Source organism: Microbispora sitophila, assembly GCF_014892245.1.
GTDB lineage: Bacteria > Actinomycetota > Actinomycetes > Streptosporangiales > Streptosporangiaceae > Microbispora > Microbispora siamensis.
The window spans coordinates 137,711-161,608 of sequence record NZ_JADBGC010000001.1 but is presented as its reverse complement, the minus strand read 5'-3'; the positions used below and the strand labels follow the sequence as shown (position 1 = coordinate 161,608).

21 protein-coding genes are annotated in these 23,898 nt (G+C 70.4%); 8 read left to right on the top strand and 13 right to left on the bottom strand.

Annotation, left to right across the window (positions count from 1 at the left end; translation table 11 throughout):
- Positions 1-26: 26 nt before the first annotated feature.
- The 4 genes from IL992_RS00670 to cimA form a co-directional block, all read right to left on the bottom strand.
- Positions 27-695, bottom strand: coding sequence for a DivIVA domain-containing protein (locus tag IL992_RS00670; protein ID WP_193201350.1), 669 nt, complete (start codon positions 693-695; stop codon positions 27-29).
- On the bottom strand, positions 692-1,813 hold the full coding sequence (locus IL992_RS48145) for a globin domain-containing protein (RefSeq protein WP_193201349.1): 1,122 nt from the start codon (positions 1,811-1,813) through the stop codon (positions 692-694). Before IL992_RS48145 ends, IL992_RS00670 begins: the two co-directional genes overlap by 4 nt.
- On the bottom strand, positions 1,814-2,284 hold the full coding sequence (locus IL992_RS00660; RefSeq protein WP_226872041.1) for a group I truncated hemoglobin: 471 nt from the start codon (positions 2,282-2,284) through the stop codon (positions 1,814-1,816).
- Positions 2,285-2,588: 304 nt separating this feature from the next.
- Entirely contained in the window at positions 2,589-4,163 is a 1,575-nt protein-coding gene (cimA, locus tag IL992_RS00655) for a citramalate synthase (protein WP_193201348.1), read from the bottom strand.
- A 254-nt stretch (positions 4,164-4,417) separates the two neighbouring features.
- Between cimA and IL992_RS00650 the strand changes: the two genes are divergently transcribed.
- Together IL992_RS00650 and IL992_RS00645 are read left to right on the top strand one after the other, a co-directional pair.
- Positions 4,418-5,071, top strand: a complete 654-nt coding sequence (locus IL992_RS00650; RefSeq protein WP_193201347.1) for an O-methyltransferase — start codon at positions 4,418-4,420, stop codon at positions 5,069-5,071.
- A gap of 194 nt (positions 5,072-5,265) precedes the next feature.
- On the top strand, positions 5,266-5,928 hold the full coding sequence (locus tag IL992_RS00645; protein WP_193201346.1) for a hypothetical protein: 663 nt from the start codon (positions 5,266-5,268) through the stop codon (positions 5,926-5,928).
- 29 nt (positions 5,929-5,957) lie between these two features.
- Here IL992_RS00645 and IL992_RS00640 read toward each other — a convergent pair whose 3' ends face one another.
- The 5 genes from IL992_RS00640 to IL992_RS00620 all read right to left on the bottom strand — a co-directional run bounded on the left by IL992_RS00640 (position 5,958) and on the right by IL992_RS00620 (position 12,072).
- Positions 5,958-7,049, bottom strand: a complete 1,092-nt coding sequence (locus IL992_RS00640; RefSeq protein ID WP_193201345.1) for a branched-chain amino acid aminotransferase — start codon at positions 7,047-7,049, stop codon at positions 5,958-5,960.
- Positions 7,050-7,193: 144 nt separating this feature from the next.
- On the bottom strand, positions 7,194-8,240 hold the full coding sequence (locus IL992_RS00635; protein ID WP_193201344.1) for a 3-isopropylmalate dehydrogenase: 1,047 nt from the start codon (positions 8,238-8,240) through the stop codon (positions 7,194-7,196).
- A gap of 76 nt (positions 8,241-8,316) precedes the next feature.
- Entirely contained in the window at positions 8,317-9,525 is a 1,209-nt protein-coding gene (locus IL992_RS00630) for an ROK family transcriptional regulator (RefSeq protein ID WP_319018237.1), read from the bottom strand.
- Between the two features lie 525 nt (positions 9,526-10,050).
- Positions 10,051-11,640, bottom strand: coding sequence for a phosphoglycerate dehydrogenase (gene serA / locus IL992_RS00625; protein ID WP_193201343.1), 1,590 nt, complete (start codon positions 11,638-11,640; stop codon positions 10,051-10,053).
- Between the two features lie 135 nt (positions 11,641-11,775).
- A complete protein-coding gene (locus IL992_RS00620) occupies positions 11,776-12,072 on the bottom strand; it encodes a hypothetical protein (RefSeq protein WP_193201342.1) in 297 nt (98 codons plus the stop codon).
- Between the two features lie 271 nt (positions 12,073-12,343).
- On the opposite strand from IL992_RS00620, the gene IL992_RS00615 reads away from it, so the two are divergent.
- Together IL992_RS00615 and IL992_RS00610 are read left to right on the top strand one after the other, a co-directional pair.
- Positions 12,344-13,231 carry a hypothetical protein gene (locus tag IL992_RS00615; RefSeq protein ID WP_193201341.1) on the top strand — a complete coding sequence of 296 codons (888 nt, stop codon included), beginning with the start codon at positions 12,344-12,346 and terminating at the stop codon, positions 13,229-13,231.
- Between the two features lie 139 nt (positions 13,232-13,370).
- The gene (locus IL992_RS00610; RefSeq protein WP_193201340.1) at positions 13,371-14,849 is read left to right on the top strand and encodes an MFS transporter; all 1,479 of its coding nucleotides are present in this window, start codon (positions 13,371-13,373) and stop codon (positions 14,847-14,849) included.
- On the opposite strand, the gene IL992_RS00605 is transcribed toward IL992_RS00610, so the two are convergent.
- Positions 14,742-15,818 carry a sigma-70 family RNA polymerase sigma factor gene (locus tag IL992_RS00605; RefSeq protein ID WP_193201339.1) on the bottom strand — a complete coding sequence of 359 codons (1,077 nt, stop codon included), beginning with the start codon at positions 15,816-15,818 and terminating at the stop codon, positions 14,742-14,744. The two genes, IL992_RS00610 and IL992_RS00605, sit on opposite strands and share 108 nt — an antisense overlap.
- Before the next feature lie 89 nt (positions 15,819-15,907).
- Between IL992_RS00605 and IL992_RS00600 the strand changes: the two genes are divergently transcribed.
- From IL992_RS00600 to dacB, 4 genes are all read left to right on the top strand, one after another.
- A complete protein-coding gene (locus IL992_RS00600) occupies positions 15,908-16,546 on the top strand; it encodes a DinB family protein (RefSeq protein WP_193201338.1) in 639 nt (212 codons plus the stop codon).
- Between the two features lie 171 nt (positions 16,547-16,717).
- Positions 16,718-17,626, top strand: coding sequence for a CAP domain-containing protein (locus IL992_RS45630; protein WP_319018236.1), 909 nt, complete (start codon positions 16,718-16,720; stop codon positions 17,624-17,626).
- Positions 17,627-17,750: 124 nt separating this feature from the next.
- Complete coding sequence (locus tag IL992_RS00590) at positions 17,751-18,284, top strand: DUF1707 and FHA domain-containing protein (protein ID WP_193201337.1); 534 nt, start codon at positions 17,751-17,753, stop codon at positions 18,282-18,284.
- 81 nt (positions 18,285-18,365) lie between these two features.
- Positions 18,366-19,949: a D-alanyl-D-alanine carboxypeptidase/D-alanyl-D-alanine endopeptidase gene (gene dacB, locus IL992_RS00585; RefSeq protein WP_319018234.1), complete on the top strand. Its 1,584-nt coding sequence runs from the start codon at positions 18,366-18,368 to the stop codon at positions 19,947-19,949.
- A 116-nt stretch (positions 19,950-20,065) separates the two neighbouring features.
- On the opposite strand, the gene ilvC is transcribed toward dacB, so the two are convergent.
- From ilvC to IL992_RS00570, 3 genes are all read right to left on the bottom strand, one after another.
- The gene (ilvC, locus tag IL992_RS00580) at positions 20,066-21,058 is read right to left on the bottom strand and encodes a ketol-acid reductoisomerase (RefSeq protein WP_079312901.1); all 993 of its coding nucleotides are present in this window, start codon (positions 21,056-21,058) and stop codon (positions 20,066-20,068) included.
- A 56-nt stretch (positions 21,059-21,114) separates the two neighbouring features.
- A complete protein-coding gene (gene ilvN, locus IL992_RS00575) occupies positions 21,115-21,639 on the bottom strand; it encodes an acetolactate synthase small subunit (protein ID WP_030506098.1) in 525 nt (174 codons plus the stop codon).
- A 126-nt stretch (positions 21,640-21,765) separates the two neighbouring features.
- Positions 21,766-23,580, bottom strand: a complete 1,815-nt coding sequence (locus IL992_RS00570) for an acetolactate synthase large subunit (protein WP_193201758.1) — start codon at positions 23,578-23,580, stop codon at positions 21,766-21,768.
- Positions 23,581-23,898 lie beyond the last annotated feature (318 nt).

The window sequence follows — 23,898 nt, the reverse complement described above, 5'->3', positions numbered from 1 at the left end:
TCCCCCGGCAGGAGGGCGGCGGGCGGTTACCCGTACACCGAGGGTGACGGAGAGCCGCCCGCCAGGGAGCCGCCCGCCAGCTGCTTGGCCTGGTCGGGCACGTGGCCGAGCTTGTCGACCTCGTGGGCCAGTCCCTCCAGGACGGCGCGCAACTGCACCTGTGTGACGTCCGCGAACGTACGCAGGTAGGCGATGCGGCGCTCCAGCTCCTCGGCCTCGGCGCTCTGCAGCCCGTTGCCCGAGGCACGGTAGGCGCCGACCGCCTGGTTGGCGGCCTCCTCCGCCTGCCGCTGCGCCTCCATAAGGAGTTCCTCGTACTGCTGGCGGGCCTGGCTGACGATGCGCCGGGCGTAGTCCTCCGCCTCCGCGATCTGGGCGTCGGCGGTCTGCTGGGCGCGGGACAGGATGTTGATGGCGTCGACGTTCAGGGTCTGGGACGCGGCGGCCTGTTCCGGGTTCATGCCGTGTTCCTTGTACCACTGCTTCATGCGGTCGATGTACGCCCGCAGGTCGGCCTTCTCCTTGTCGCTGGCCGCCATGTCCTCCGCGACGCGGTAGAGGAACGAGCGCACCTCGTCCTCGCTGTAGCCGCGGCGCCCGAGCGATGTGCGGGTGAACTCCTGCTTGCGTACCCGATCCGGGGTGAGGGGCTGGCGCTCGCCCGCCGGGCTTCCCCAAGGCATCTCCGCCGTCATGACTCCCGACCTTTGTCGCTCGTGAACTCGTCGAAGTGGATCTGCTCGGTTGGCACGCCGGCGTCAAGCAGCCGTCCGACGGTCGCCTGCGCCATCTCCTCCGAGCCGCAGACGTAGACGTGCTGGCCACGCCATCCCTGCAGCGCGACGTCCACGGCGTAGCCGCGGGTGCCCCGGTAGAAGGGGTCGTGGGAGACGACCGGCACGACGTTGAGCCAGGGGTGCTCTGCGGCCATCTTGGCCAGCGCCTCGTAGTCGTACAGTTCCCTGGTGTTCCGGGCGCCGACGACGAGGTCCACCCTGCGCGTCGGGCCCTCGTAGGCGATCTGCTCCACGAGCGCCTTGAGCGGCGCGAGGCCGGTGCCGCCCGCGATCATGAGCAGGTCGCCCTGGACGTCCGGGGACAGCGTCAGCCGTTCCCCCACCGCCGCGCCCACGCGCAGCATGTCGCCCCGCCGCGCGCCCATGACGAGCGCGGAGCTGAGCACGCCGCCGTCGACCATGCGTACGTGCAGGTCGATGGTGTTGTCCTGGCGGGGCGCGTTGGCGAACGAGTAGTACCGCCACACGCGCGGCCGCATGGCGTAGGAGATCGACGCCGACTGGCCGGGGCGGAAGGGGTATTGGTAGTTCAGCCGGGCGCGGATGACGGCGATGCCGAGGGTGCGCATCTCGTGACTGACGATCTCCGCTTCCCACCAGGGCGGGGAGACCTTCGACGAGTCGTTCGCGGCCTCGACCATCACCTGGGCGACCAGGTTGTACGCCTGCGTCCAGTCGTGCGCGAGCGCGGGGGTCCACCGGTCGCCCAGGAAGTGCTCGAGCGTGGCGAGCAGCGCCTGGCCGACGGCGGGGTAGTGGGTGGCGGTCACCCCGAACTTGCGGTGGTCGCGGCCGAGTTGCTGGAGGAACGGGACGACTTCCTCCACCCGGTCGACGTTGCTGACGACGCGCCCCAGTGCGCCCACGAGCTTGTCACGCTGGCGCGCCATCGACACGGGGAACATGTCCCGCACGTCCGGGTTCATCAGGAAAAGAACCGAGTAGAAGTACAGCGGCACCTGGTCGCCCGATCGGGAAACGAGGTGCCAGCTGTCCTTGAGAGCCTGCGTATCCACTCAGTCGGCCGTTTCCACGGGCTCGGCGACGATGGACGACTTCACCTTGCCGAGGACGAGGCCGACGTCACGCAGGATGTCCTCACCGACACCGCCGGCCTGCAGGACCGCGAAGAGGTGCTCGCCCACCTTGTCGTAATGCTCCGACGTGACGCCCATGCCGGCGTGGGCCTCGCCCAGGTCACGGCCCTCGTACGGCTCGGGGCCGCCGAGGACCGAGCACAGCAGCATGACCATGTGCCGCTTCAGCCTAGGCATGTCGATACCGGTGAAGTACGGCTTCAGATCGTCGTCACCGAGCACACGCTCGTAGAAGCGCTCGACGACGTCGCGCACCACTGGTGCGCCGCCGATCTGGTCATAATAAGACGGCGAGGTGATCACAAGACCCTCCCATTCCGGGTGCACCAGCGAGGGGAATGACTGCGAGCCGAAAGTTTTCGAACTCCACGCAGTCACGCGGCTGGTCATGGTGACAGTAGGTCGCTCGGCTCCCACGGCGCCGGCCGCCTCCGACAGAAAGATCAGAAGCCGCCAGCAGGCGCCGCGACAGCACGGGGTTCGGTGCGCAGATACTTCTTGCCTTCACCCTCCGTTGAGCCAGAGCGGGGCGCTGAGGCTGGAACCGCGGCCGGGGTCGCCGATCGTGGCGAAGACCGCCTCAGGAGCTTCGCCTATCTAAGCACCAACTAGACTAAATGTCACTAAAACCACAGTATCCACGAGCGCAACGTGAGCACCGCTCGTACCACCCCTGGGAGGGCTCACCGGCTGGTCAGGCGCTGTGCCCGGCCCGCAGCAGACCGTACGTCACCGCCTGCTCAAGCGCCTGCCAGGACGCCTCGATGACGTTCTCGCCCACCCCGACCGTGGCCCACTCGCCGGTCGCGTCGCTCGAGGTGATCAGCACTCGGGTCACCGCGTCCGTGCCGTGCGTGCCCTCCAGGATCCGGACCTTGAAGTCGATCAGCTCGACCCCGGCCAGCTCGGGGTAGAGCTTCTCCAGCGCCAGCCGCACCGCCCGGTCGAGCGCGTTGACCGGGCCGTTCCCCTCGCCGGTCGCGATGATCCGCTCGCCCTTCGCGTGGAGCTTGACGGTCGCCTCGCTGACCACGTCGCCACCGGGGCGACGCTCGACGATCACCCGCCACGATTCGACGGTGAAGTAACGCCGGTGCTCGCCGTCGACCGTGTCGCGCAGCAGCAACTCGAACGACGCGTCGGCGGCCTCGAACGTATGCCCCCTGGCCTCCAGCTCCTTGACCCGCTCGACCAGCAGCCTGGACTGCTCGCCGGTGAGCTCGTAGCCCAGCTCGCGGCCCTTCAGCTCGACCGAGGCGCGGCCGGCCATGTCGGAGACCAGCATGCGCATGTCGTTGCCGACCTCGGCGGGGTCGATGTGCTGGTAGAGGTTCGGGTCCACCTTGATCGCCGACGCGTGCAGGCCCGCCTTGTGCGCGAAGGCCGACGTCCCGACGTACGGCTGGTGGGAGTTCGGCGTGACGTTGGTGACCTCGGTGATCGCGTGGGCGATGCGGGTCATCTCGCGCAGCGACTGCGGCGGCACGAGGTCGAATCCCCGCTTGAGCTGGAGGTTCGCGACCACCGTGAACAGGTTGGCGTTGCCGGAGCGCTCGCCGTACCCGTTGGCGCAGCCCTGCACGTGCGTGGCGCCGGCCTTCACCGCGGCCAGCGTGTTGGCGACCGCGCAGCCGGTGTCGTCGTGGCAGTGGATGCCGATGCGGGCCCCGGTGCCGGCCGCCTCGTGCACCACGTCGGCCAGCTCGTCGGGGAGCATGCCGCCGTTGGTGTCGCACAGCGCGACCACCGACGCCCCGGCCTCCGCGGCCGTGCGCAGCACCTCCAGCGCGTACGCGGGGTTGGAGCGGTAGCCGTCGAAGAAGTGCTCGGCGTCGAGGAAGACGCGCCGGCCCTCCGCGGTCAGGTGGGAGACCGTGTCGCGGATCATCGCGAGGTTCTCCTCCAGCGTGGTGCGGAGGGCCAGTTCCACGTGGCGGTCGTGGCTCTTCGCCACGAGCGTCACGATCGGCGCGCCGGATTCGCGCAGCGCGGCCACCAAGGGGTCGTCGGCGGCCTTCACGCCCGCCCGGCGGGTCGCGCCGAACGCGGCGAGCTGCGCGTGCTTCAGGTCGAGCTCGGTCTGAGCCCGCCGGAAGAACTCGGTGTCCTTGGGGTTCGCGCCCGGCCAGCCGCCCTCGATGAAGCCGACGCCGAGGCCGTCCAGGTGACGTGCGATGGCCAGCTTGTCGGCGACCGTGAGGTTCAGCCCCTCCTGCTGGGCGCCATCGCGGAGCGTCGTGTCGTACACGTGGAAACGATCGTCGGCCATCTCTGTGTCTCCTTCGCGGGGTTGCGTCTCGCCGCGCGCTTATCGGCCCAAACAAAAAGACCCCTCACGGACGTGAGAGGTCTGCGCGCCGGCGATGTCCTTCAGCCGGCGCGCCTGCCGATAATGAGCAGACCGTAGTGCATGGTGCTGAGCAGTTTGCCACAGCCGGTCACCCTCTGGCACATCGATCTCATAGTACGAGATATCGGAGAGTGTTCACGCAGGTCAGGGGGTCGACATCTAGTGTGATGACCATGAAGGCTGCCAATTTCATCGAACCGGCCGTCGCCGCGTACGCCGCGGCGCACACGAGCCCGCCCGACGACCTGCTCGCCGGCCTGGCGGAGGAGACCCGCCGGCTGGTGGGCGACCGGATCAGCATGCAGATCGCACCGGAGCAGGGCACCCTGCTCACCATGCTGGTCCGGCTCAGCGGCGCCCGGCGAGCGGTCGAGGTCGGGACCTTCACCGGCTACTCGTCGATCTGCATCGCCAGGGGCCTGCTCGCCGACGGGCGGCTGATCGCCTGTGACGTGAGCGAGGAGTGGACCGCGGTGGCCCGCCGCTACTGGGAGAAGGCGGGCCTCGACGAGCGCATCGACCTGCGCCTCGGCCCGGCCGCGGACACGCTGCGGGCCATGCCGCCGGGAGAGAGCTTCGACTTCGCCTTCATCGACGCCGACAAGGCGAGCTACCCGGTCTACTACGAGGAGATCCTGCGCCGGCTGAGGTCCGGCGGCCTGATCGCCGTGGACAACACACTCCAGCACGGCGACATCACCGATCCCGCCGCCGGAGGCAACGTGCCCGCGATGCGGGAGTTCAACGACCTCGTCACACGCGACTCCCGGGTGACGAGCGTGCTCCTGACCGTCGCCGACGGGCTCACTCTGATCAGGAAGAACTGAACCCGGGGTCTCAATGGACGTGCGGCAATGATCAGGTAATAACCCGTCATAGAGGCGCGGGACACACGATCGGCGCCCCCTCGGTGAGTACGCTCGCGAAGCGATTCGCATCAGCGGATCGCTTTGCCCGGGGCTCGTCTTTATCACGCAGCGTCTGATGCAACCAGGCGTCTGATCGGAACAGGGGGCGGCGAATGACATGTCGGCGCGGCGGCGGGGCGTTTCTCACCGGCAGGATCGCCGGTCTCCTTCTCGCCGGAACTTCGGCTTCGACCGCGTTCATCACCGGCGTCGCCCCGCTCGGGGCCGCCGCGGACAACGGGCACGGCCGCGCCGACCGCGCGGTACGCAACGTCGCGACCACCCAGGGGCAGGACCCACGGGACCGGCCCGGGGACAAGCTCTCGGTGGCCGGGGCCACGCGCAACCGCGGCTACCAGCACACGTCCACCAACACCGCGGGCGGCTCCTCGAACGTGCAGAACGCGCTGTGCCGGCGCGCCCGGGTCTGCAACATCACCCAGCACGTGACCATCGCCGGCCCGCGTGTGACCGTGACCCCGGCGCCGCCGGTGAAGACGCCGAGTGCCAGGCCCACTCCGGTGCCCACGGTCACCGTCACGGTGACCGCGACACCCACGCCGTCTCCCGCCGCGCCCCCGAGCGCCGCTCCGGCGGCGCCCCGCGCCGCGGCGGAGCCGGCGCCGTGCCCGGCCCCGCGGCCTCTGCTCAGGATCGACAACAGGGCCGACCGCAGAAATGGCGCGGGCGCCTGCGGGTGCACCGGCCTGCTCGAAGGGCTGCTGTCGCTGTCCGTCCTCGCGACGGACACGGCCTGCCCGGGCGCGTCCGGCTGACGGCCCCAGGGCAGGCCCTGTCCGGACCGTCAGCAGATCTTGTGAATCCAGTGGTGGGCGTCGGGGCGGCTGCCGTACTGGATGCCCACGAGCTCCTCGCGGATCTTCATCGTGACCGGCCCGGGGGTGCCGTCGCCGACGGTCCAGCTCCGGTCGACGCCCTTGACCGAGCCGACGGGGGTGACGACGGCGGCGGTGCCGCAGGCGAAGACCTCGGTGAGCTCGCCGGACTCGCAGCCCGCCTGCCACTCCTCGATGGAGATCTTGCCCTCCTCGACCGTGTAACCCAGCTCGCCGGCGAGGCTGAGGATCGAGTCACGGGTGATGCCGGGCAGCAGCGTCCCGGTGAGCGCCGGGGTGACGAGGCGGTCGCCGAAGACGAAGAACAGGTTCATCCCGCCCATCTCCTCGACCCACCGGTGCTCGAAGGCGTCGAGCCAGACGACCTGGTCGCAGCCCTCCTCGACGGCCTGCCGCTGGGCCACGAACGCCGCCGCGTAGTTGCCGCCGCACTTGGCGAAGCCCGTGCCGCCGGGGGCCGCGCGGGTGTACTCGGTGGACAGCCAGACCGAGACCGGCTTGAGGCCGCCGGTGAAGTACGACGCGGCGGGCGAGGCGATCACCATGTACTTGTAGCTGCGCGAGGGGTGGTTCACCCCGAGTGCGGGCTGCGTTGCGATCATGAAGGGCCGAAGGTAGAGGCTGTGGCCCTCCGTGGTCGGCACCCAGTCGCGGTCGGTCTGCACGAGGAGTTCGAGCGACTCGACGAACGTCTCCTCGGGAAGCTCCGGCATCGCCATCCGCAGCGCCGACTGGTTGAACCGCGTGGCGTTCGCATACGGCCGGAAGGCGACGATCGAACCGTTCGACTGCCGGTAGGCCTTGAGTCCCTCGAACAGCTCCTGGGCGTAGTGGAACACCGACGTGGCCGGGTCGAGGACGAGCGGGCCGTACGGCTGGAGCTTCGCGTCGTGCCAGCCCTCCCCCTCGCTCCAGTCGATGGAGATCATGTGGTCGGTGAAGACCTGACCGAAGCCGGGGCTCGCCAGCACCTGCTCACGCTCGGCCGCACTGCGGGCCTGCGGGTTGAGCTGCACGTCGAACCGGAGGTGGGTGGTCATGGCGAGGTCCTTCTCTCTTCGTCGTCGTAGTAATTGTGCGACGAGTCGGCTAAGGGAAAACTAGGGCATTTGGCAGGTATGAAAAAGCGCATGGCGGCCCATACCGGGCCGCCATGCGCGTGATGTCGGGATGAGCGGCCGGGATCAGCCGGCTACTCGGGCGGCGATGTCGTCGCCGATCTCGCGGGTGGAGCGCGCCGTCCACGCACTCTGGCGCTCGATCAGGTCGTCGGCCACGGCCTGCTCGACGCGGGCCGACGCCTCGGCGTGGCCGAGGTGGTCGAGGAGCATGGCGACCGACAGGATCGTGGCGGTCGGGTCGGCCTTGCCCTGGCCCGCGATGTCCGGCGCGCTGCCGTGGACGGGCTCGAACATGGACGGCGCCGTGCGCGCCGGGTTGACGTTGCCGCTGGCCGCAAGGCCGATGCCGCCGGCGACCGCCGCGCCGATGTCGGTCAGGATGTCGCCGAACAGGTTGTCGGTGACGATCACGTCGAACCGCTGCGGCTGCGTGATGAAGAACATGGAGGCCGCGTCGACGTGGCAGTAGTCGGTCTCGACCTCGGGGAACTCCAGGCTGAGCCGGTCGACGGTGCGCGCCCACAGGTCGCCCGCGTACGTCAGCACGTTGGTCTTGTGGACCAGCGTCAGCTTGCGGCGCGGCCGGCTCAGGGCCTTCTCGAAGGCATAGCGCACGACGCGCTCGACGCCGTAGGCCGTGTTCAGGGACTCCTGCGTGGCGATCTCCTGCGGCGTGCCGCGGCGCATCACGCCGCCGGCGCCGGCGTACGGGCCCTCGGTGCCCTCACGGACGACGATCATGTCGATGTCCTCGGGGCGGGCCTGTCCGAGCGGGGTCGTCACGCCGGGGAACAGCTTGACCGGGCGGAGGTTCACGTAGTGGTCGAGCTCGAAGCGCAGGCGCAGCAGCAGGTCGCGCTCCAGGACGCCGGGCGGCACGCTCGGGTCGCCGACGGCGCCCAGCAGGATCGCGTCGTAGCCGCGCAGCTCGTCGAGCACCTCGTCGGGAAGCGTCTGCCCGGTCGCGTGGTAGCGCTTGGCACCGAGGTCGTACTCGGTGGTCTCGGACTTGACGCCCGCGGCGTTGAGGACCTTGAGGCCTTCGGCGACGACCTCCGTGCCGATACCGTCACCGGGGATCACTGCCAGGCGGATGTTGCTCGACTCCATGCGTGTACCTTACCGGTTGTCTCGGAGATCGAAACACGATCTCACCATTCGGTCCATACCCGGGCGTACGTGCTCGTCAGGCGGGTCCCGCCGCGACGGCACGCTCGAAGACGAGGTCGCGCGCCGTCGACAGCCCGACCGCCAGCGCCCCGAGGATCACGGCGTCCGGCCCGAGCGTGGACACCTCGATCCGCGGCGGCGTGAGGGCCACCAGCGTCTCCAGCCGCTCCGCCACCGGACCGGCGAGCAGGTCGCCGGCCTGTGCGCCGATGCCTCCGCCGAGCACGACCAGCTCGGGATCGAGCACGGCGATCACCCCGGCGAGGGCGCGGGCGACGTGATCGGCCTCGGCGTCCACCACCCTGCGCGCGACCGCGTCGCCGCCGCGCGCGGCGTCGAAGACCTCCTTGGCCGTGGCCGCCGTCATGCCGAGACGCGCCGCCGCCGCGACGACGCCGTCGGCGGACGCGACCGACTCGAACTCACCGCGCCTTCGGTCGAAGCGCGGGCCGTCCTCGCCCTCCGGCAGGCCCACCGGCAGGTAAGAGATCTCGCCGGCCGCTCCCCGGGCGCCCCGGTAGAGACCGCCGTCGATGACCACGCCCATGCCGACGCCCGTCCCGATGGACACGAGGACGAAGTGGGACACCCCCTTGCCCAGGCCGTAGGCGCCCTCCCCCACCGCCGCGAGGTCGACGTCGTTCTCCACCGTGTAGGGCGAGCCCGTCACGCCGGCCAGCGCGTCCACCGCGCCCGGACGTTCCCAGCCGGGCAGGTTCGGCGCGAGCCGGAGCGCCCCGCTCTCCTTGTCGTGGATTCCGGGGGTGCCGAACACGGTGACGGTGACGTCGCCGGGCTCCAGGCCGGCCTCGGCGACGACCTCGGCCGCCATGCGCACCAGTTGCTCCAGCAGGCCGTCGTACGACAGCGCCGAGGAGGGCTCCTGCCTGCGGGCGACGACGTCGCCCACGAGGTCGGCGAGGGCGAGCCGCACGGTGGTGCGGCCGATGTCGGCGGCGAGCACCCAGCCCGCCTCCGGCCTGATCTCGTAGAGCAGTGCGGCACGGCCGGTGCCACCGGTGCGCAGTCCGACCGGGCGGACGAGCCTGGCACGCTCCAGGTCGGCCAGCGCCATCGAGATGGTCGGCTTCGACAGTCCGGTCACCTGGGCGAGCTCGGGGCGCGAGGCCTTGCCCAGGCGGAAGATCTCGGTGAACACCACCCGCTGGTTGATCGACCGGAGCAGGCTGGTCGTGTTCGCGGCCCCACCGCCGATGCTCACCACGCACTCAAGATTGGCACATCCGGAGGGTGGCCGGTCCCGCCGATCTCGACCAGGTCAGCGCTGCGGTACGCCCCCGTTGTCGCGACGGTCGAGCGCGATCTGCAGCGCCGCGGCCGCCTCGTCCTCAGCGTCCTCGGAACGGCCCCAGGGATACATGTCGTACATGGCGATTCTCACTTCGACGGAGGAATGCTGAGAACGGATCCGCCTGTCGCGGATCCGGAACGCCGGCCACCGGTGGAACGCGGGTCACGCGTCACGGGCGAGCCGAAGGCCGTCGGCGCGGCGCTCCGCGACGGGCCGGCCTGCCCTGATCAGGCCCCGTCGCGGCAGGTAGAAGTGCGGGGCGCCTCGTCATCGCAAGAGTACCCCACAATCTCGTAGGACGACCTAGTATCTCACTTCGTGAGACGCGGCCCACGGGACGGAAAAGCGGGAAACACGGTGCCGGAAACGCGGCACGGGAAAACGCGAACGGCCCGGCGCGCGGTGCGCCGGGCCGTCCGATGAGCGGATGCCGGAGTGTCAGTCCTCCAGGTCGACCGTACGGCCGCTGTCGGCGCCGATCTCCGCCGCGATCTGCTCGACGACGTCGGACGGGATCGCCGTGTCGACCGTCAGCGCGATGAGCGCCTTGCCGCCCTTCACGTCCCGGGAGACCTGCATGGAGGCGATGTTCACGCTGTGCTCGCCGAGCAGGCGGCCGACGATGCCGACGATGCCGGGGCGGTCGGCGTAGGTGAAGAACGCCAGGTGCTCGGTCGGCTCGATCTCCATCGCGAAGCCGTTGACCTCGACGATCTTGGTGATCTGCCGCGGGCCGGACAGGGTGCCGGAGACCGAGACCGTGCGGCCGTCGGCGAGCACGCCGCGCACCGTGATGACGTTGCGCCAGTCAGGGCTCTCCGCGCTGGTGACCAGCTCGACCACGACCCCGCGGTCCTTGGCCAGCAGCGGCGCGTTGACGTAGGTCACCGCGTCCTCGACGACGTCGGTGAAAACGCCCTTGAGCGCGGCCAGCTCCAGGACCCGGACGTCCTGGGCGGAGATCTCGCCGCGTACCTCGACGTCCAGGCGGGTGGCCACCTCGCCCGCGAGCGCGGTGAAGATGCGGCCCAGCTTCTCGGTGAGCGGCAGGCCCGGCTTGACGTCCTCGGCGACCGCGCCGCCCTGGACGTTCACCGCGTCGGGCACGAACTCGCCGGCGAGCGCCAGCTTCACGCTGCGGGCGACCTGGGTGCCGGCCTTCTCCTGGGCCTCGTGGGTGGAGGCGCCGAGGTGCGGCGTCACCACGACCTGGTCGAACTCGAACAGCGGGCTGTCGGTGCAGGGCTCCTTGGCGAACACGTCGATGCCCGCGCCGGCGACACGGCCCTCCTTGAGGGCGGAGTAGAGGGCGTTCTCGTCGATGATCCCGCCGCGGGCGACGTTGATCAGCCGGACGGTCGGCTTGACCATGTGCAGCTCGCGGTCGCCGATGAGGCCGATGGTCTCCTTCGACTTCGGCAGGTGCACCGTGATGAAGTCGGCCTGCTGGAGCACCTCCTCCAGCGACGCCAGCCGCACGCCCATCGCCGCCGCGCGAGCCGGCTGCAGGTAGGGGTCGTACGCGATGATCTCGACGCCGAACGGCTGCAGGCGCTGCGCGACGAGCTGGCCGATCTTGCCGAGGCCGAGGATGCCGATGACCTTCTCGTCGAGCTCGACACCGGTGTACTTCGAGCGCTTCCACTCGCCGTCCTTGAGCGCGGAGTGCGCCTGGGCGACGTTGCGGGCGCTGGCGAGGATCAGCGCGACCGTGTGCTCGGCGGCGCTGGTGATGTTGGAGGTCGGGGCGTTCACGACCATGACGCCGGCCTTGGTCGCGGCCTCGACATCGACGTTGTCGAGGCCGACGCCGGCGCGGGCGACGACGCGCAGCTTGGGCGCCGCCGCGATGGCCTCCGCGTCCACCTGGGTGGCGCTGCGTACGATCAGGGCGTCCACGTCGGCGAGGGCGGGCAGCAGCTGCGACCGGTCGGCGCCGTCGGTGTGCCGGACCTCGAAATCCGCGCCGAGCACGGCGAGACCCGCTTCTGAGAGCTCTTCTGCGACAAGTACGACGGGCTTGTTCACTGGGTTGAGTCCTTCGTGAAGTGCGACAGCGCGGACGACGTGAGTCTATCCGGGCCTTGTGAAAGCTCTCACGAGCGCCCGGCATGCGAGACACCCAAGGTCTCGGCCGCGTCGCGACGGCACGACGACCCGGTCTCAAATCGCGCGCAGCGCCTCGACGGCCTCCTCCTCGATCCGTACGGCTTGCGCCGCCAACGCGGCCAGGTCGTCCAGCGTCGCGAGCCGCGCGGCCTCGTCCAGCGGCCCTTCCCAAGAGTCGGCGACGGCGATCTCACTCAGCCGCCCCGCCGCCCGGGCCCCTTCGCTCAGCAGCAGTCCGGTCCGCTCCTCGGCCAGAGCGCGGTAGGCGGGCAGATCGGCGACCGCGCGCCCTGCGACCCGCGACCAGGTCTCACCGGCACGCCGGTACGGCACCGCTCGTCCCGAGGACATCGATCCCCTTCGCCTCCGCGACGGCACGCGGCGCGGGCACGAGCTCAGGAGGTCGGGCGCGGAACGGCGCCGCGAGAAGCGTAGCGCGCCGATGCGCAGGGGCCTGCCGGGACAGCCGGGGTTCATGAGACTCGCTCATGTACGCGCCCAGCCGGTCGATGTACCCCGCCTACGCGTGATCCATACGGGCTGCCACCCATCTCGGTATTGATCGCACCTAATCTTCGGGATTAGCCTGATTCGCCATGGTCCAGTCCCTATCGTTCAGGCTATGAGCATCGGGAACCCCTCCCTGGGCGACGTTCTCGCGCGGCATGGCAGCCCCCGGCAACTCCTGGCGGCTCTCGCGGAGTGGGGCATCCTGGTGGCGGTCCGCCCCGACCGCTCCGTGGTGCTCGGCACGACGCAGAACGGCGAACGCGTTCTGCTGGGCTACACGGGGCCGGCGACCTACGCCCGGCACCGTGGCAGCCACTCGCTGTCGGCGTGCGACGCCGACACCATCCTCGACATCCAGCGCGTCACGGGCGTGCGCGAGATCGTGATCGACGCGGCCGGTCCCGCTGCCGCCGCCGTGCCGATCGACGACCTGCGGCGCTATCTGGAGCAGACCCGCATCGGTCCCGCTCCCGCGCTGTCGGCCATGGGCTCGGCCGCCCCCACGGCGTACGCCACGGGCGCGATGGCGACCGTGACCCGTGCGCAGGCCACGCGGCAGGCTCCCGCGCCGCCCGTGCCCGCCCCGGTCCCGGCCGCGCCCTCCGCACTTCCGTCGCAGTGGGTTCCCGCCCCCCGCCAGCACCTGTCGGGGGCGATGCAGGTCGTGGACCCCGGCTACCGCAGGACGCGTCATCCGATCCTGCCGGCGCTGCGGGTGGCGGTCGCCGAACTGCTGCCGGAGTATCCCTACGTCCACCACGTCTGGATCTCCGAGGCACGGACGGCCGCCGGGCTGTGGGGGATCATGCTGCACGTCAAGGTGCACACCCTCGCCGCCGACGACATCGTCAAGGAACTGCACCGGCGGGTGCGCGCCCGGCTGCCGCAGCTGGCGGCCAGCGAGGCCCCGGTGCTCATGGCCCGGGTCGCCGACGCGCACACCGAACGCCGCCTGATCGAGGTTGGCGCGCACGTCGTCTGCCCCGACGTGCGCGACTGAGCCCGAGCCCCGTCGCCGATCTCCGCCGGCGTCGTCCGGCGGAGATCGGCAAGACAGAGATCGACAAGACACCGGGCAGCCGCCGAACCGTTGCCGGAGACCGCTTCCGAACGGACGCTTGCTCGGCTTGAATGTCGCCATGGTTTCCACGGCGGCGACGCCCTCCCCGTCGAAGGTCTCCCTCGGGGTTCGCCTCGGGTACGCCGTCGGCTCGTTCTGCACGGCCAACTTCTCCACGATCCCCGGGCTGCTGCTGCTCTTCTACATGACGAACGTGCTCGCGGTGCCGGCCGCGTTCGCGGGCGTCGTGCTCTTCCTGCCCAAGGCCTGGGACCTGATCGCCAACACCCTGGTCGGCCGATGGTCGGACCGCACGGTCTCACGCTGGGGGCCGCGCCGGCCCTGGCTGCTCGCCGGCGCCCTCGTGCTGCCGGTGTCGTTCGTCCTCATGTTCGCCGGGCCGCCGCTCACCGGCGTGCCCGCCGCCCTGTACGTGGGCGTCACCTTCCTGGCCGCCGCGACCGGATACGCCCTCTACGAGGTGCCGTACAAGGCGATGCCCGCGGAGATGACCACGGACTACCACGAGCGGACCTCTCTGCTGCAGTGGCGCATGGTCCTCATCGCGGTCGGGATCGCGATGAGCGGCATCCTCGCCCCGATGATCGCCGGCGAGACGGCCGACGGGTATCGCACCATGGGCGTCGCCTTCGGCGCGATCCTGCTCGTCGCGATGCTGGGCTCGTTCTTCGGCACCGCCCGCGCCCCCTTCACCGGCCAGCAGAAGTCCGAGGGGACGCTGCGGGAGCAACTTGCCGCCGCCCGCACGAGCAAGCAGTTCCTGTGGCTGCTCGGGCTCAGCTCCGCGCAGACGCTCGGGGCCGGCGTGATGCTCGCCGGGGCGCCCTACTTCGCCGCCTACGCGCTCGACGACACCTCCGCCACCACCACGCTCTTCGCGGCGCTCGTGGGGCCGATGCTGGTCACGATGCCGTTGTGGGTATGGCTGGCCCGCAAGCTCGACAAGCGCGGCGCGATGATCCTGTCCGGCACGCTGTTCACGGCCGGCGCGCTGCTGATCCTCGCGACGCCCGCCCTCGGCGAGCTGTACGCGCACCTGTGCGTGATGATCGTGGGCGTCGGCTACGCGGGCCTGCAACTGCTGCAGTTCTCCATGCTCGCCGACGTCATCGCGTACGACGGCGCGGTGAGCGGCGAGCGCAGGGGCGGGATCTTCACCGGTCTGTGGACCGCGGTGGAGAACGCGGTGGCGGCGCTCGGGGCGACCGCGTACGGGTGGGTGCTGGGCGTGGGAGGCTTCGTCTCCTCCGATCCCGAGCATCCGGTGACCCAGCCGGACAGCGCCCACGTCGCCGTGGTGATCGGCGTGACCGTGGTGCCCGCCCTGATCACGTTCGCGGGCGTGCTGATGACCCTCAAATACAACCTGACCGCCGACCGCCTCGCCGCCGTCGCCGGTGCGGCCGGGACCGGACCCCAGCCCACGGCCTCAGCGACCGCTGTCTCCGGCGGTGAGAGCACCGTCTCCGGTGGTGCGGACCGCGGGAAGGACGGCGGGCAGCCCGAACCCGGCGAAGTGCTCCGCGCCGAGGAATGAGGTGATCTCGCAGATCCGCTCGTCCCGCAGGGTCAGCACGGTGATCGACCAGGCGGTGTGCGGGAGGGCGGCGCCCTCGCCGACGTAGAAGGCCACGGCCGGCTGGCTGTTCGCGCCGGTCAGCACATACCGCCAGCTCGGGCAGCGGGTGAGCGGCACCCGCACGGCGAAGTCGGCGACCGCCGCGATGCCGCGATACCAGTGCGGCAGCGGCGGCATCGACCAGGTGACGTCGTCGGTGAGCAGCGCGATCAGGGCGTCGGCGTCCCCGCGTTCGAGGGCGGACGCGAATCCGAGCGCGATCTCCCGCACCCGGGGGTCGCCGATCGTGCGCGGCGCCCGCTGCCGGTCGAGGGAGGGCGCCTTCTCCGCGAGGATTCTGCGGGCCCGCGCCAGAGCCGAGTTCACGGAGGCGGCCGAGGTCTTCATCATCGCGGCGATCTCGGCGGCGGAGAAGCCGAGCACCTCGAAGAGCAGCAGCGCCGCACGCTGGTTGCCCGGCAGGTGCTGCAGAGCGGCGACGAAGGCGAGCTCCACGGCCTCGCGCCGCTCGTAGCGCCCCGCCGGGCCGTCCGTCGGGCCCGCGTCGGGATAGGGGCCCAGCCAGGCGACGTCACCGAACGGATCCTGCCCGTCCACGACAGCGCGCTCGCTCGACGGGCCCAAGTCCATCGGCAACGCCCGCCTGCCCCGGCTCTCCACGAGGTCCAGGCAGGCGCGGGTGGTCACGGCGTACAGCCACGAGCGCAGCGAGGAGCGGCCCTCGAAGCGGGCGAGCCCCCGCCAGGCCCGCAGCAGAGCGTCCTGGAGGGCGTCGTCGGCGTCGTGGACCGAGCCGAGCATGCGGTAGCAGTGGGCGTGCAGCTCCGGGCGCAGCGGCCGGACCAGCCTGGTGAACGCGGCCTCGTCCCCGTCTCGCGCCCGCGCCAGGTCGCCGTCCGCCGCCGTCGGGGAAAAAACCTCACCCACGAGCGACGATTCTGCCTCACATCGGGAGTCTCCCCTCCCGGGGAGCACGACCGGCTCCCGACCGTTCCTTCCCGAACAGGAGACACGCCATGATCACCGAGGCGGATCTGAAGGCCGACCTGCGCCGCTATCTGCAGGACGCTCGCGACGCCCTGCTGTGGAAGCTGGACGGACTCTCGGAATACGACGTCCGCCGCCCGCTGACGCCGACGGGCACCAACCTGCTGGGGCTGGTCAAGCATCTGGCCGGCGTCGAGCTGCTGTATCTGGGGTTCGTGTTCGGCCGTCACTTCGACGAGCCCGTGCCCTGGTTCCGTCCTGATCTCGGGCCCGCCGCCTTCGCCAGGAACGCGGACATGTGGGCCACCGCCGAGGAGTCCCGCGAGTACGTCACCGGGGTGTACCGGCGCGCCTGGGGACACGCGGACGCCACGATCGCGGCGCTGCCGCTGGAGTCGGCCGCCGACATCGTGTGGTGGCCCGAGGAGCACCGGCGGGCGACCCTGCACCGCGTGCTGGTCCACATGATCGCCGAAACCCACCGGCACGCCGGCCACGCCGACATCGTCCGGGAGTCGATCGACGGCGCCGCCGGATACCGGGCCGGCGACGACGTGATGACGGCCGGCGATCCGTCCTGGTGGGAGAGCTACCGGGAGGAACTGGAACGCGTGGCACGGGAGGCCGCGAACGACCTTAAGCGCCCCTCAAGGCGATCCCCTCGCTGATCACGCGGCCGACCTGCGGATTATCGGACATCTCGGGCTCTGAGCAGCCTAAGGCATGTTTAAGAGAAGGTAGATACTTTCGGGATTGGACCGATTTATCACCACATGTCGGTCTCTGGCGCACCATAATGACGACTTCCCCAGCGTCTAACCCCCACTGGAGGAATGATCGTGAACAGAGCGCTCGGAGCGGTCCTGTGCCTCGGGAGCGTCGCGGCCGTCGGCATGGCGGCAGGACCCGCTCAGGCCGAGGCCCAGCACGCGGGCTGCCGGGTCGCCGCCGCGAAGCCCTACGTCACCGTGGACGGCAAGATCCGCGCGGCGGGCTCGCGGGCCGGTTGCCTCGAAAACGCCCGTTTCCGGGTCCGGATCGTGAAGAGCACGCCGGGCCCCGACCGCGTGGTCAAGAGCGGCTCCAAGGTGGTCAGGAACGCCCGCGTCGTCGTCGCCCTGACCTGCGCGGACGGTGCGTACTACAGCGTCGTCACCGACTACCGCGGCCACCTGTCGCGATCCAGGCCGGTGCGCCTCGACTGCGACGTCCCCACCCCGGTTCCCACGGCCACCTCTTCTCCAAGCCCCACCGCCGTCCCCACCACCAGCCCCTCCGCCGTCCCCAGCACGGCCCCTGCCACGAGTCCCACCGCGAGCGCCCCCGCCTCCACCACTCCCAGCGCCTCTCCCACGAGTGGCTCGGCCGTGGGCACCGCCATCGAGAACGAGGTCGTGCGCCTCACCAACGCCGAGCGGGCGAAGGCGGGCTGCGGCCCGCTGAAGCACGACCCGCGCCTGCGCGCCGCCGCGTACGCCCACTCGGCCAACATGTCCGCCCAGAACAAGATGGAACACGTATTGGACGGCCGCGACCCCGGCTACCGCATCACGCTCGCCGGCTACACCTGGCGCGCATACGGGGAGAACATCGCCAAGGGCTACGGCACGGCCCAGGCGGTGGTCCAGGGCTGGATGAACAGCCCCGGACACCGGCAGAACATCCTCAACTGCAACTACACCGACATCGGGGTCGGGTACGTCGCCGCCGGCGGCCCGTACTGGACCCAGGACTTCGGTCGGCAGTAGAAACGCGCCGACCCGGCGCGGGAGCGGGGACGCCACGCCCGGCGGCCCCGCTCCCACGCCGGGATTGGCGGGGAATACGGCGGTCTTCTGGACACCTCGGACCACTGCGGCGGATACTCCAATCATGAGCTCTCCCCCGGTTCGCGCCTCGGACGGGGACCGCGAGCGCGCGCTCAGCGAGCTCCGCGACCGGGCCGCCGAAGGACGCCTGTCCATGGAGACCTTCGTCGGCCGGGTGGACCTGGCGCTTCGTGCTCGCAACCGCAACGAGCTGGACGAGCTGGTTGCCGACCTCCCGCACCGCGGGCGCTGGCGCAGGCGGATCACCGACGCCGTCGCCTCGGTGTCGGAGCTGAGCAGCCGGATCGAGTCCGCCTGGCGGCGTCCCCGGCTGCCCCGGCTCGCCCTGCCCGCCGACGGCCGGGCCCGCTACCTGGTCGGCCGCGGCTCCTCCTGCGACCTCGTCCTCGCCGACCTGACCGTCTCGCGGGTGCACGCGGAGCTGCGGCGCGAGCACGACTCCTGGCTCCTCGTCGACCTCGGCTCGATGAACGGCACCCGGTTGAACGGCTGGCGCCTGGTCGGCCCCGCGGCCGTGCGGGCCGGCGACGAGGTGGCCTTCGGCGACTGCGTGTTCCTGGTCGCGATGCCGGCCTGATCGCTATACGTACATTTTCGTATTGATGCCCCGGCGTGGCTCACCGACGATCGCGGAAAGCCACTCACCCGGGAGCGGACTGTGCGGTTGTCACGACGTATCACGATCATGCTGGCCGGTGCCGTTCTGGCCACCGGGATCGCGGGCTCCGGCGTCCCCGCCGGAGCGCGGGACCCGGCCCCCGGCGTCGCGGACCTGACCCGCGACCTCGACCAGATCCTCGCCGACTCCCGGCTGGCCCCCGCGCGGGCGGGCGTCGCCGTGCGCGTCGCGGCCACCGGCGAGGACCTCTACTCTCTCGACGCGAACAAGCTGTTCGCCCCCGCCTCCAACACCAAGCTCCTCACCTCGGCCGCCGCCCTCGACACGCTCGGCACCGACTTCCGGTTCACAACGGACGTGCTCGCCGCGTCCGGGGTGGGCCGCACGGTCGTCGGGGACCTCACGCTGCGGGGCACGGGCGACCCCACCATGCTCGCCGCCGACTACGACGCGCTCGCCGCCAAGGTCGCGGCGGCCGGGGTCAAAGTCGTCACGGGACGGCTGGTCGCCGACGACACCTGGTTCGACGACGTGCGGCTCGGCACCGACTGGGCCTGGGACGACGAGCCGTACTACTACGCCGGGCAGATCTCCGCGCTGACCGCGGCGCCCGACACCGACTACGACGCGGGCTCGGTGATCGTCTCGGTCGCGCCCGGAGACGGCCCCGGCAAGGCCGCCAAGGTGTCCACCACGCCGGCGACCGGCTACGTGAAGATCGTGAACAGGGCCGTCACCGGCGACGAGACGGACGTGCTCGTCGAGCGGCAGCACGGCACCAACACCGTCGTGATCACCGGCACGGTCTCCGAGCCGTACGACGAGTGGGTCGCCGTGTGGGACCCCGCGCTCTACGCGGCCACCCTGTTCCGGGAGGGGCTGACCCGGCACGGCGTGAAGGTGCTCGGGCCGACCGTACGCGGGACCGCCCCGGCCAAGGCGGCCACGGTCGCCTCACTCCAGTCGATGACCCTCGGCGACCTGCTCGTGCCGTTCCTGAAGCTGAGCAACAACATGCACGCGGAGATCCTCACCAAGACGATGGGACGCAAGGTCTCCGGCGCGGGGACGTGGGCGGCCGGGCTCGCCGTGACGACCGCGTTCGCGCAGGCGAACGGCGTGAAGACGCTGCGGCTGCGGGACGGCTCCGGCCTGTCCAGGATGGACGCCCTGACCCCCGCCGGAATCACGGCCCTGCTCGCGGCGGTGCGCGGCAAGCCCTGGTTCCCCACCTGGTACGCCGCCCTGCCGATCGCGGGAGAGGCGGACCGGATGGTCGGCGGCACGCTGCGCAGCAGGATGCGCGGCACGGCGGCCGCCGGGAACGTGCACGCCAAGACCGGCTCGCTGACCGGTGTGACCGCGCTGTCGGGCTACGTGACCAGCGCGGACGGCGAGCCGCTGGTCTTCTCGGTCGTCAGCAACGGCTACCTGTCCGGCGCGCCGAGGGACCTGGAGGACCGGATCGCCGTCAGGCTGGCCCAGTTCACCAGGAAGGCCGTGGTGGACGAGACGGCGGCCGCGCGCAGCCTGACTCCCGGGTCGTCCCCCCAGGAGGCCGCCGGGCCGGCTCCTTTCGCCGGTGATCTCGAGTGCTCCTGGCTCAAGCCCGCCCAGTGCTGATCCCTCTGGCCCTGGTGTCTTACCGGCGACGACGGGGTCCGTGAAACGCGACGCGGCGCCGCTCCCCACCTCATCGGCGGGGCGCGGCGCCGCGGTCACGCAGCGGTTCGTGAGCCTCAGGCCTGCTCGCCCTTGAGCCAGCTCATCATCGGGCGGAGCTTGCCGCCGGTCTGCTCGATCGAGTGGCCCGCCAGCTCCTCGCGGTAGCGCTTGAAGTTGGTCTGGCCGGAGTCGAACTCCTCGACCAGCTCGCGGGCGAAGCGGCCGTCCTGAATCTCGTCCAGGATGCGCCGCATCTCCTTCTTGGTCTCCTCGTTGACCACACGCGGGCCGCGGGTGTAGCCGCCGTACTCGGCGGTGTCGGACACCGACCAGTACATCTTGGAGATGCCGCCCTCGTACATCAGGTCCACGATCAGCTTCATCTCGTGGAGGCACTCGAAGTAGGCGACCTCCGGCTGGTAGCCGGCCTCGATCAGGGTCTCGAACCCGGCCTTGATCAGCTCGGAGACGCCGCCGCACAGCACGGCCTGCTCGCCGAACAGGTCGGTCTCGGTCTCCTCGGTGAAGGTCGTCTTCAGCGCGCCGGCGCGGGTGCCGCCGATGCCCTTGGCGTACGACAGCACGAGCGGCCAGGCGTTGCCGGTGGCGTCACGCTCGACGGCGACAAGGCAGGGCACGCCGCGACCGGCGGAGTACTGGCGGCGGACGAGGTGACCCGGGCCCTTCGGCGCGACCATGGCCACGTCGACGCCCGCCGGGGCCTCGATCAGCCCGTAGCGGATGTTGAGGCCGTGGCCGAAGAACAGCGCGTCGCCCTCGACGAGGTTCGGCGCGACGTGCTCGGCGTACAGGTGCCGCTGGATGTGGTCCGGCGCGAGGATCATCGTGAGGTCGGCCTCTTCGACGGCCTCGCCCGGCGACAGCACGCGCAGGCCGTCGGCCTCGGCCTTCTCCCGGCTCTTGGAGCCCTCGGGCAGGCCGACCCGGACGTCCACGCCCGAGTCACGCAGGCTCAGCGCGTGCGCGTGGCCCTGGCTGCCGTAACCCAGCACCGCGACGTGGCGGCCCTGGATGATCGACAGGTCGGCGTCGTCGTCGTAGAAGATCTCAGTCACTTGCTTGCCTTTCACGGGTTGTCCGTCGCGACGTGCCTGCCATAGGACTATGCGCTGCGGTCGAGGGCGCGAAGCGAGCGGTCGGTGATGGAACGGGCACCGCGGCCGATGGCCACCATGCCCGACTGCACGAGCTCCTTGATGCCGTACGGCTCAAGGACCCGGACGAACGCCTCCAGCTTGTCGGTCGTCCCGGTGACCTCGATCGTGACCGCGTCCGGTGCCACGTCAACGCAGCGCGCCCGGAAGAGGTTCACGAGTTCGAGAACGTGCGACCGGCTCTCGGAGTCGGTCCGCACCTTGATCAACATCAGCTCGCGCTGCACCGACTGGCTGTTGTCGAGCTCGACGATCTTGATGACGTTGACCAGCTTGTTGAGCTGCTTGGTGACCTGCTCCAGCGGGAGGTCCTCCACGTTGACGACGATGGTCATCCGCGAGATGTCGTCGTGCTCCGTGGGCCCGACCGCCAGCGAGTCGATGTTGAACCCGCGGCGGCTGAACAGGGCGGCGACCCGGGCCAGCACGCCCGGCTTGTTCTCCACCAGGACGGACAGCGTGTGGCGGCTCATGCCATCTCCTCGCCTTCGGCTCGGAGCGGCATTCGCCAGGCGCTGTGCTTGCTGATTCGCTCGCTGCGCTCGCTCATGCCATCTCCTCGCGATGCTGGTCGTGATCGGGTCGGGCCGGGGCGGGGCTCATTCTCCACCCTCCCAGTTCGGCGCCATGTCGCGGGCGTACTTGATGTCGTCGTTGCTGGTGCCCGCGGCGACCATCGGCCAGACCATCGCGTCCTGGTGCACGACGAAGTCGACCACCACCGGCACGTCGTTGATCTCCATGGCCTTGCGGATCGTCTCGTCCACGTCCTCCGGACGCTCACACCGCAGGCCGACACAACCGTACGCCTCGGCGAGCTTCACGAAGTCGGGAATCCGCTTGACCCGCTGAAGATCGGTGTTGGAATACCGCTCGTCGTAGAACAGCGTCTGCCACTGGCGGACCATGCCGAGGTTGCCGTTGTTGATGACCGCCACCTTGATCGGCACGCCCTCGATGGCGCAGGTCGCCAGCTCCTGGTTGGTCATCTGGAAACAACCGTCGCCGTCGATCGCCCACACGACCTTGTCCGGGCAGCCCATTTTGGCGCCCATCGCGGCCGGGACGGAAAAGCCCATCGTGCCCGCACCGCCGGAGTTGATGAACGTCCCCGGGTGCTCGTACTTGACGAACTGCGCCGCCCACATCTGGTGCTGGCCCACACCCGCGGTGTAGATCGCCTCCGGGCCCACCAGCGCGCTCAGCCGCTCGATCACGTACTGCGGGGCCAGCGACCCGTCGGCGAACTCCTCATACCCCAGCGGGTAGGTCTCCTTGTAGCCGTTGAGGATCCGCCACCACTCGGCGTAGTCGCCCTTGCGGCCGTCGGCCTGCTCGGCCCGCACCGCCGTGATCAGATCCCCGATCACCTCACGGCAGTCGCCCACGATCGGCACATCGGCATGCCGGTTCTTGGAGATCTCCGCCGGGTCGATGTCGGCGTGGATCACCTTCGCGTTCGGCGCGAAGCTGGACAGCTCACCGGTGACCCGGTCGTCGAAGCGGGTGCCGAGCGCGATCAGCAGGTCGGAGCGCTGCAGCGCGCCGACCGCGGCCACGCTGCCGTGCATGCCGGGCATCCCCATGTGCTGGGGGTGGCTGTCGGGGAAGGTGCCCCGCGCCATCAGCGTGGTCACCACCGGGATACCGGTCAGCTCGGCCAGCTCCAGCAGCTCGGCCGAGGCCCGCGCCTTGTGCACGCCGCCGCCGACGTAGAACACCGGCCGCTTCGCCTCGGTCATCAGCCGGGCCGCCTCGCGGATCTGCTTGGAATGCGGCCGGGTCACCGGGCGGTAGCCGGGCAGCTGCATGACCGGCGGCCAGGAGAAGGTGGTCGTGGCCTGCAGGGCGTCCTTGGAGATGTCCACCAGGACCGGCCCCGGGCGCCCGGTGGCGGCGACGTGGAACGCCTCGGCGATGGTCCGCGGAATGTCATCGGCGTTGGTGACCAGGAAGTTGTGCTTGGTGATCGGCATCGTGATGCCGGAGATGTCGGCCTCCTGGAAGGCGTCGGTCCCGATCAGCGGCGAGGCCACCTGCCCCGTGATCGCCACGATCGGCACCGAGTCCATGTAGGCGTCGGCGATCGGAGTGACCAGGTTGGTCGCTCCCGGGCCGCTGGTGGCCATGCACACCCCGACCCTGCCGGTCGCCTGCGCGTACCCCTCGGCCGCGTGGCCGGCGCCCTGCTCGTGCCGTACAAGCACGTGCCGGACCTTGGTCGAGTCGTAGAGGGGATCGTAGGCGGGGAGAATGGCCCCGCCCGGGATCCCGAACACCGTGTCGACCCCGACCTGCTCCAGCGCCCGCACGAGGGCCTGGGCACCTGTCATTTTCTCGGTCATCGGCTCGTTCCTTGTGGCTGAGCTTGCTTCTTGGCTGGGCTGCTTGGCGTGACTCCTGGCATAAAAAATGCCCCATCCGCTGGGCGGAGCTGGGGCGCGCGCAGGACCGAGTGCTTCGTCAGGCTGCGCGCCTGCGAAGTACTACGAGAATCCCACCGCTATGCATGGCTACAACGATGTCCGATGGAGCGCCTCCACGTCAAATCATCTGGGACGCTCGTCTCGCCATCCAAGACACCCACAACGGACTCCCAGGTTATGCCACCCGGCGCCCCTCCGGCACGACCAGCGGTTCAGAGCGCCCATACGAGCGACGCGGGTAACGCCGAGCGAGCCGGATGGGCGCGCCGCCGGTCTGGACTGAGGAGCGCGCGGGAGCGAAGCGAC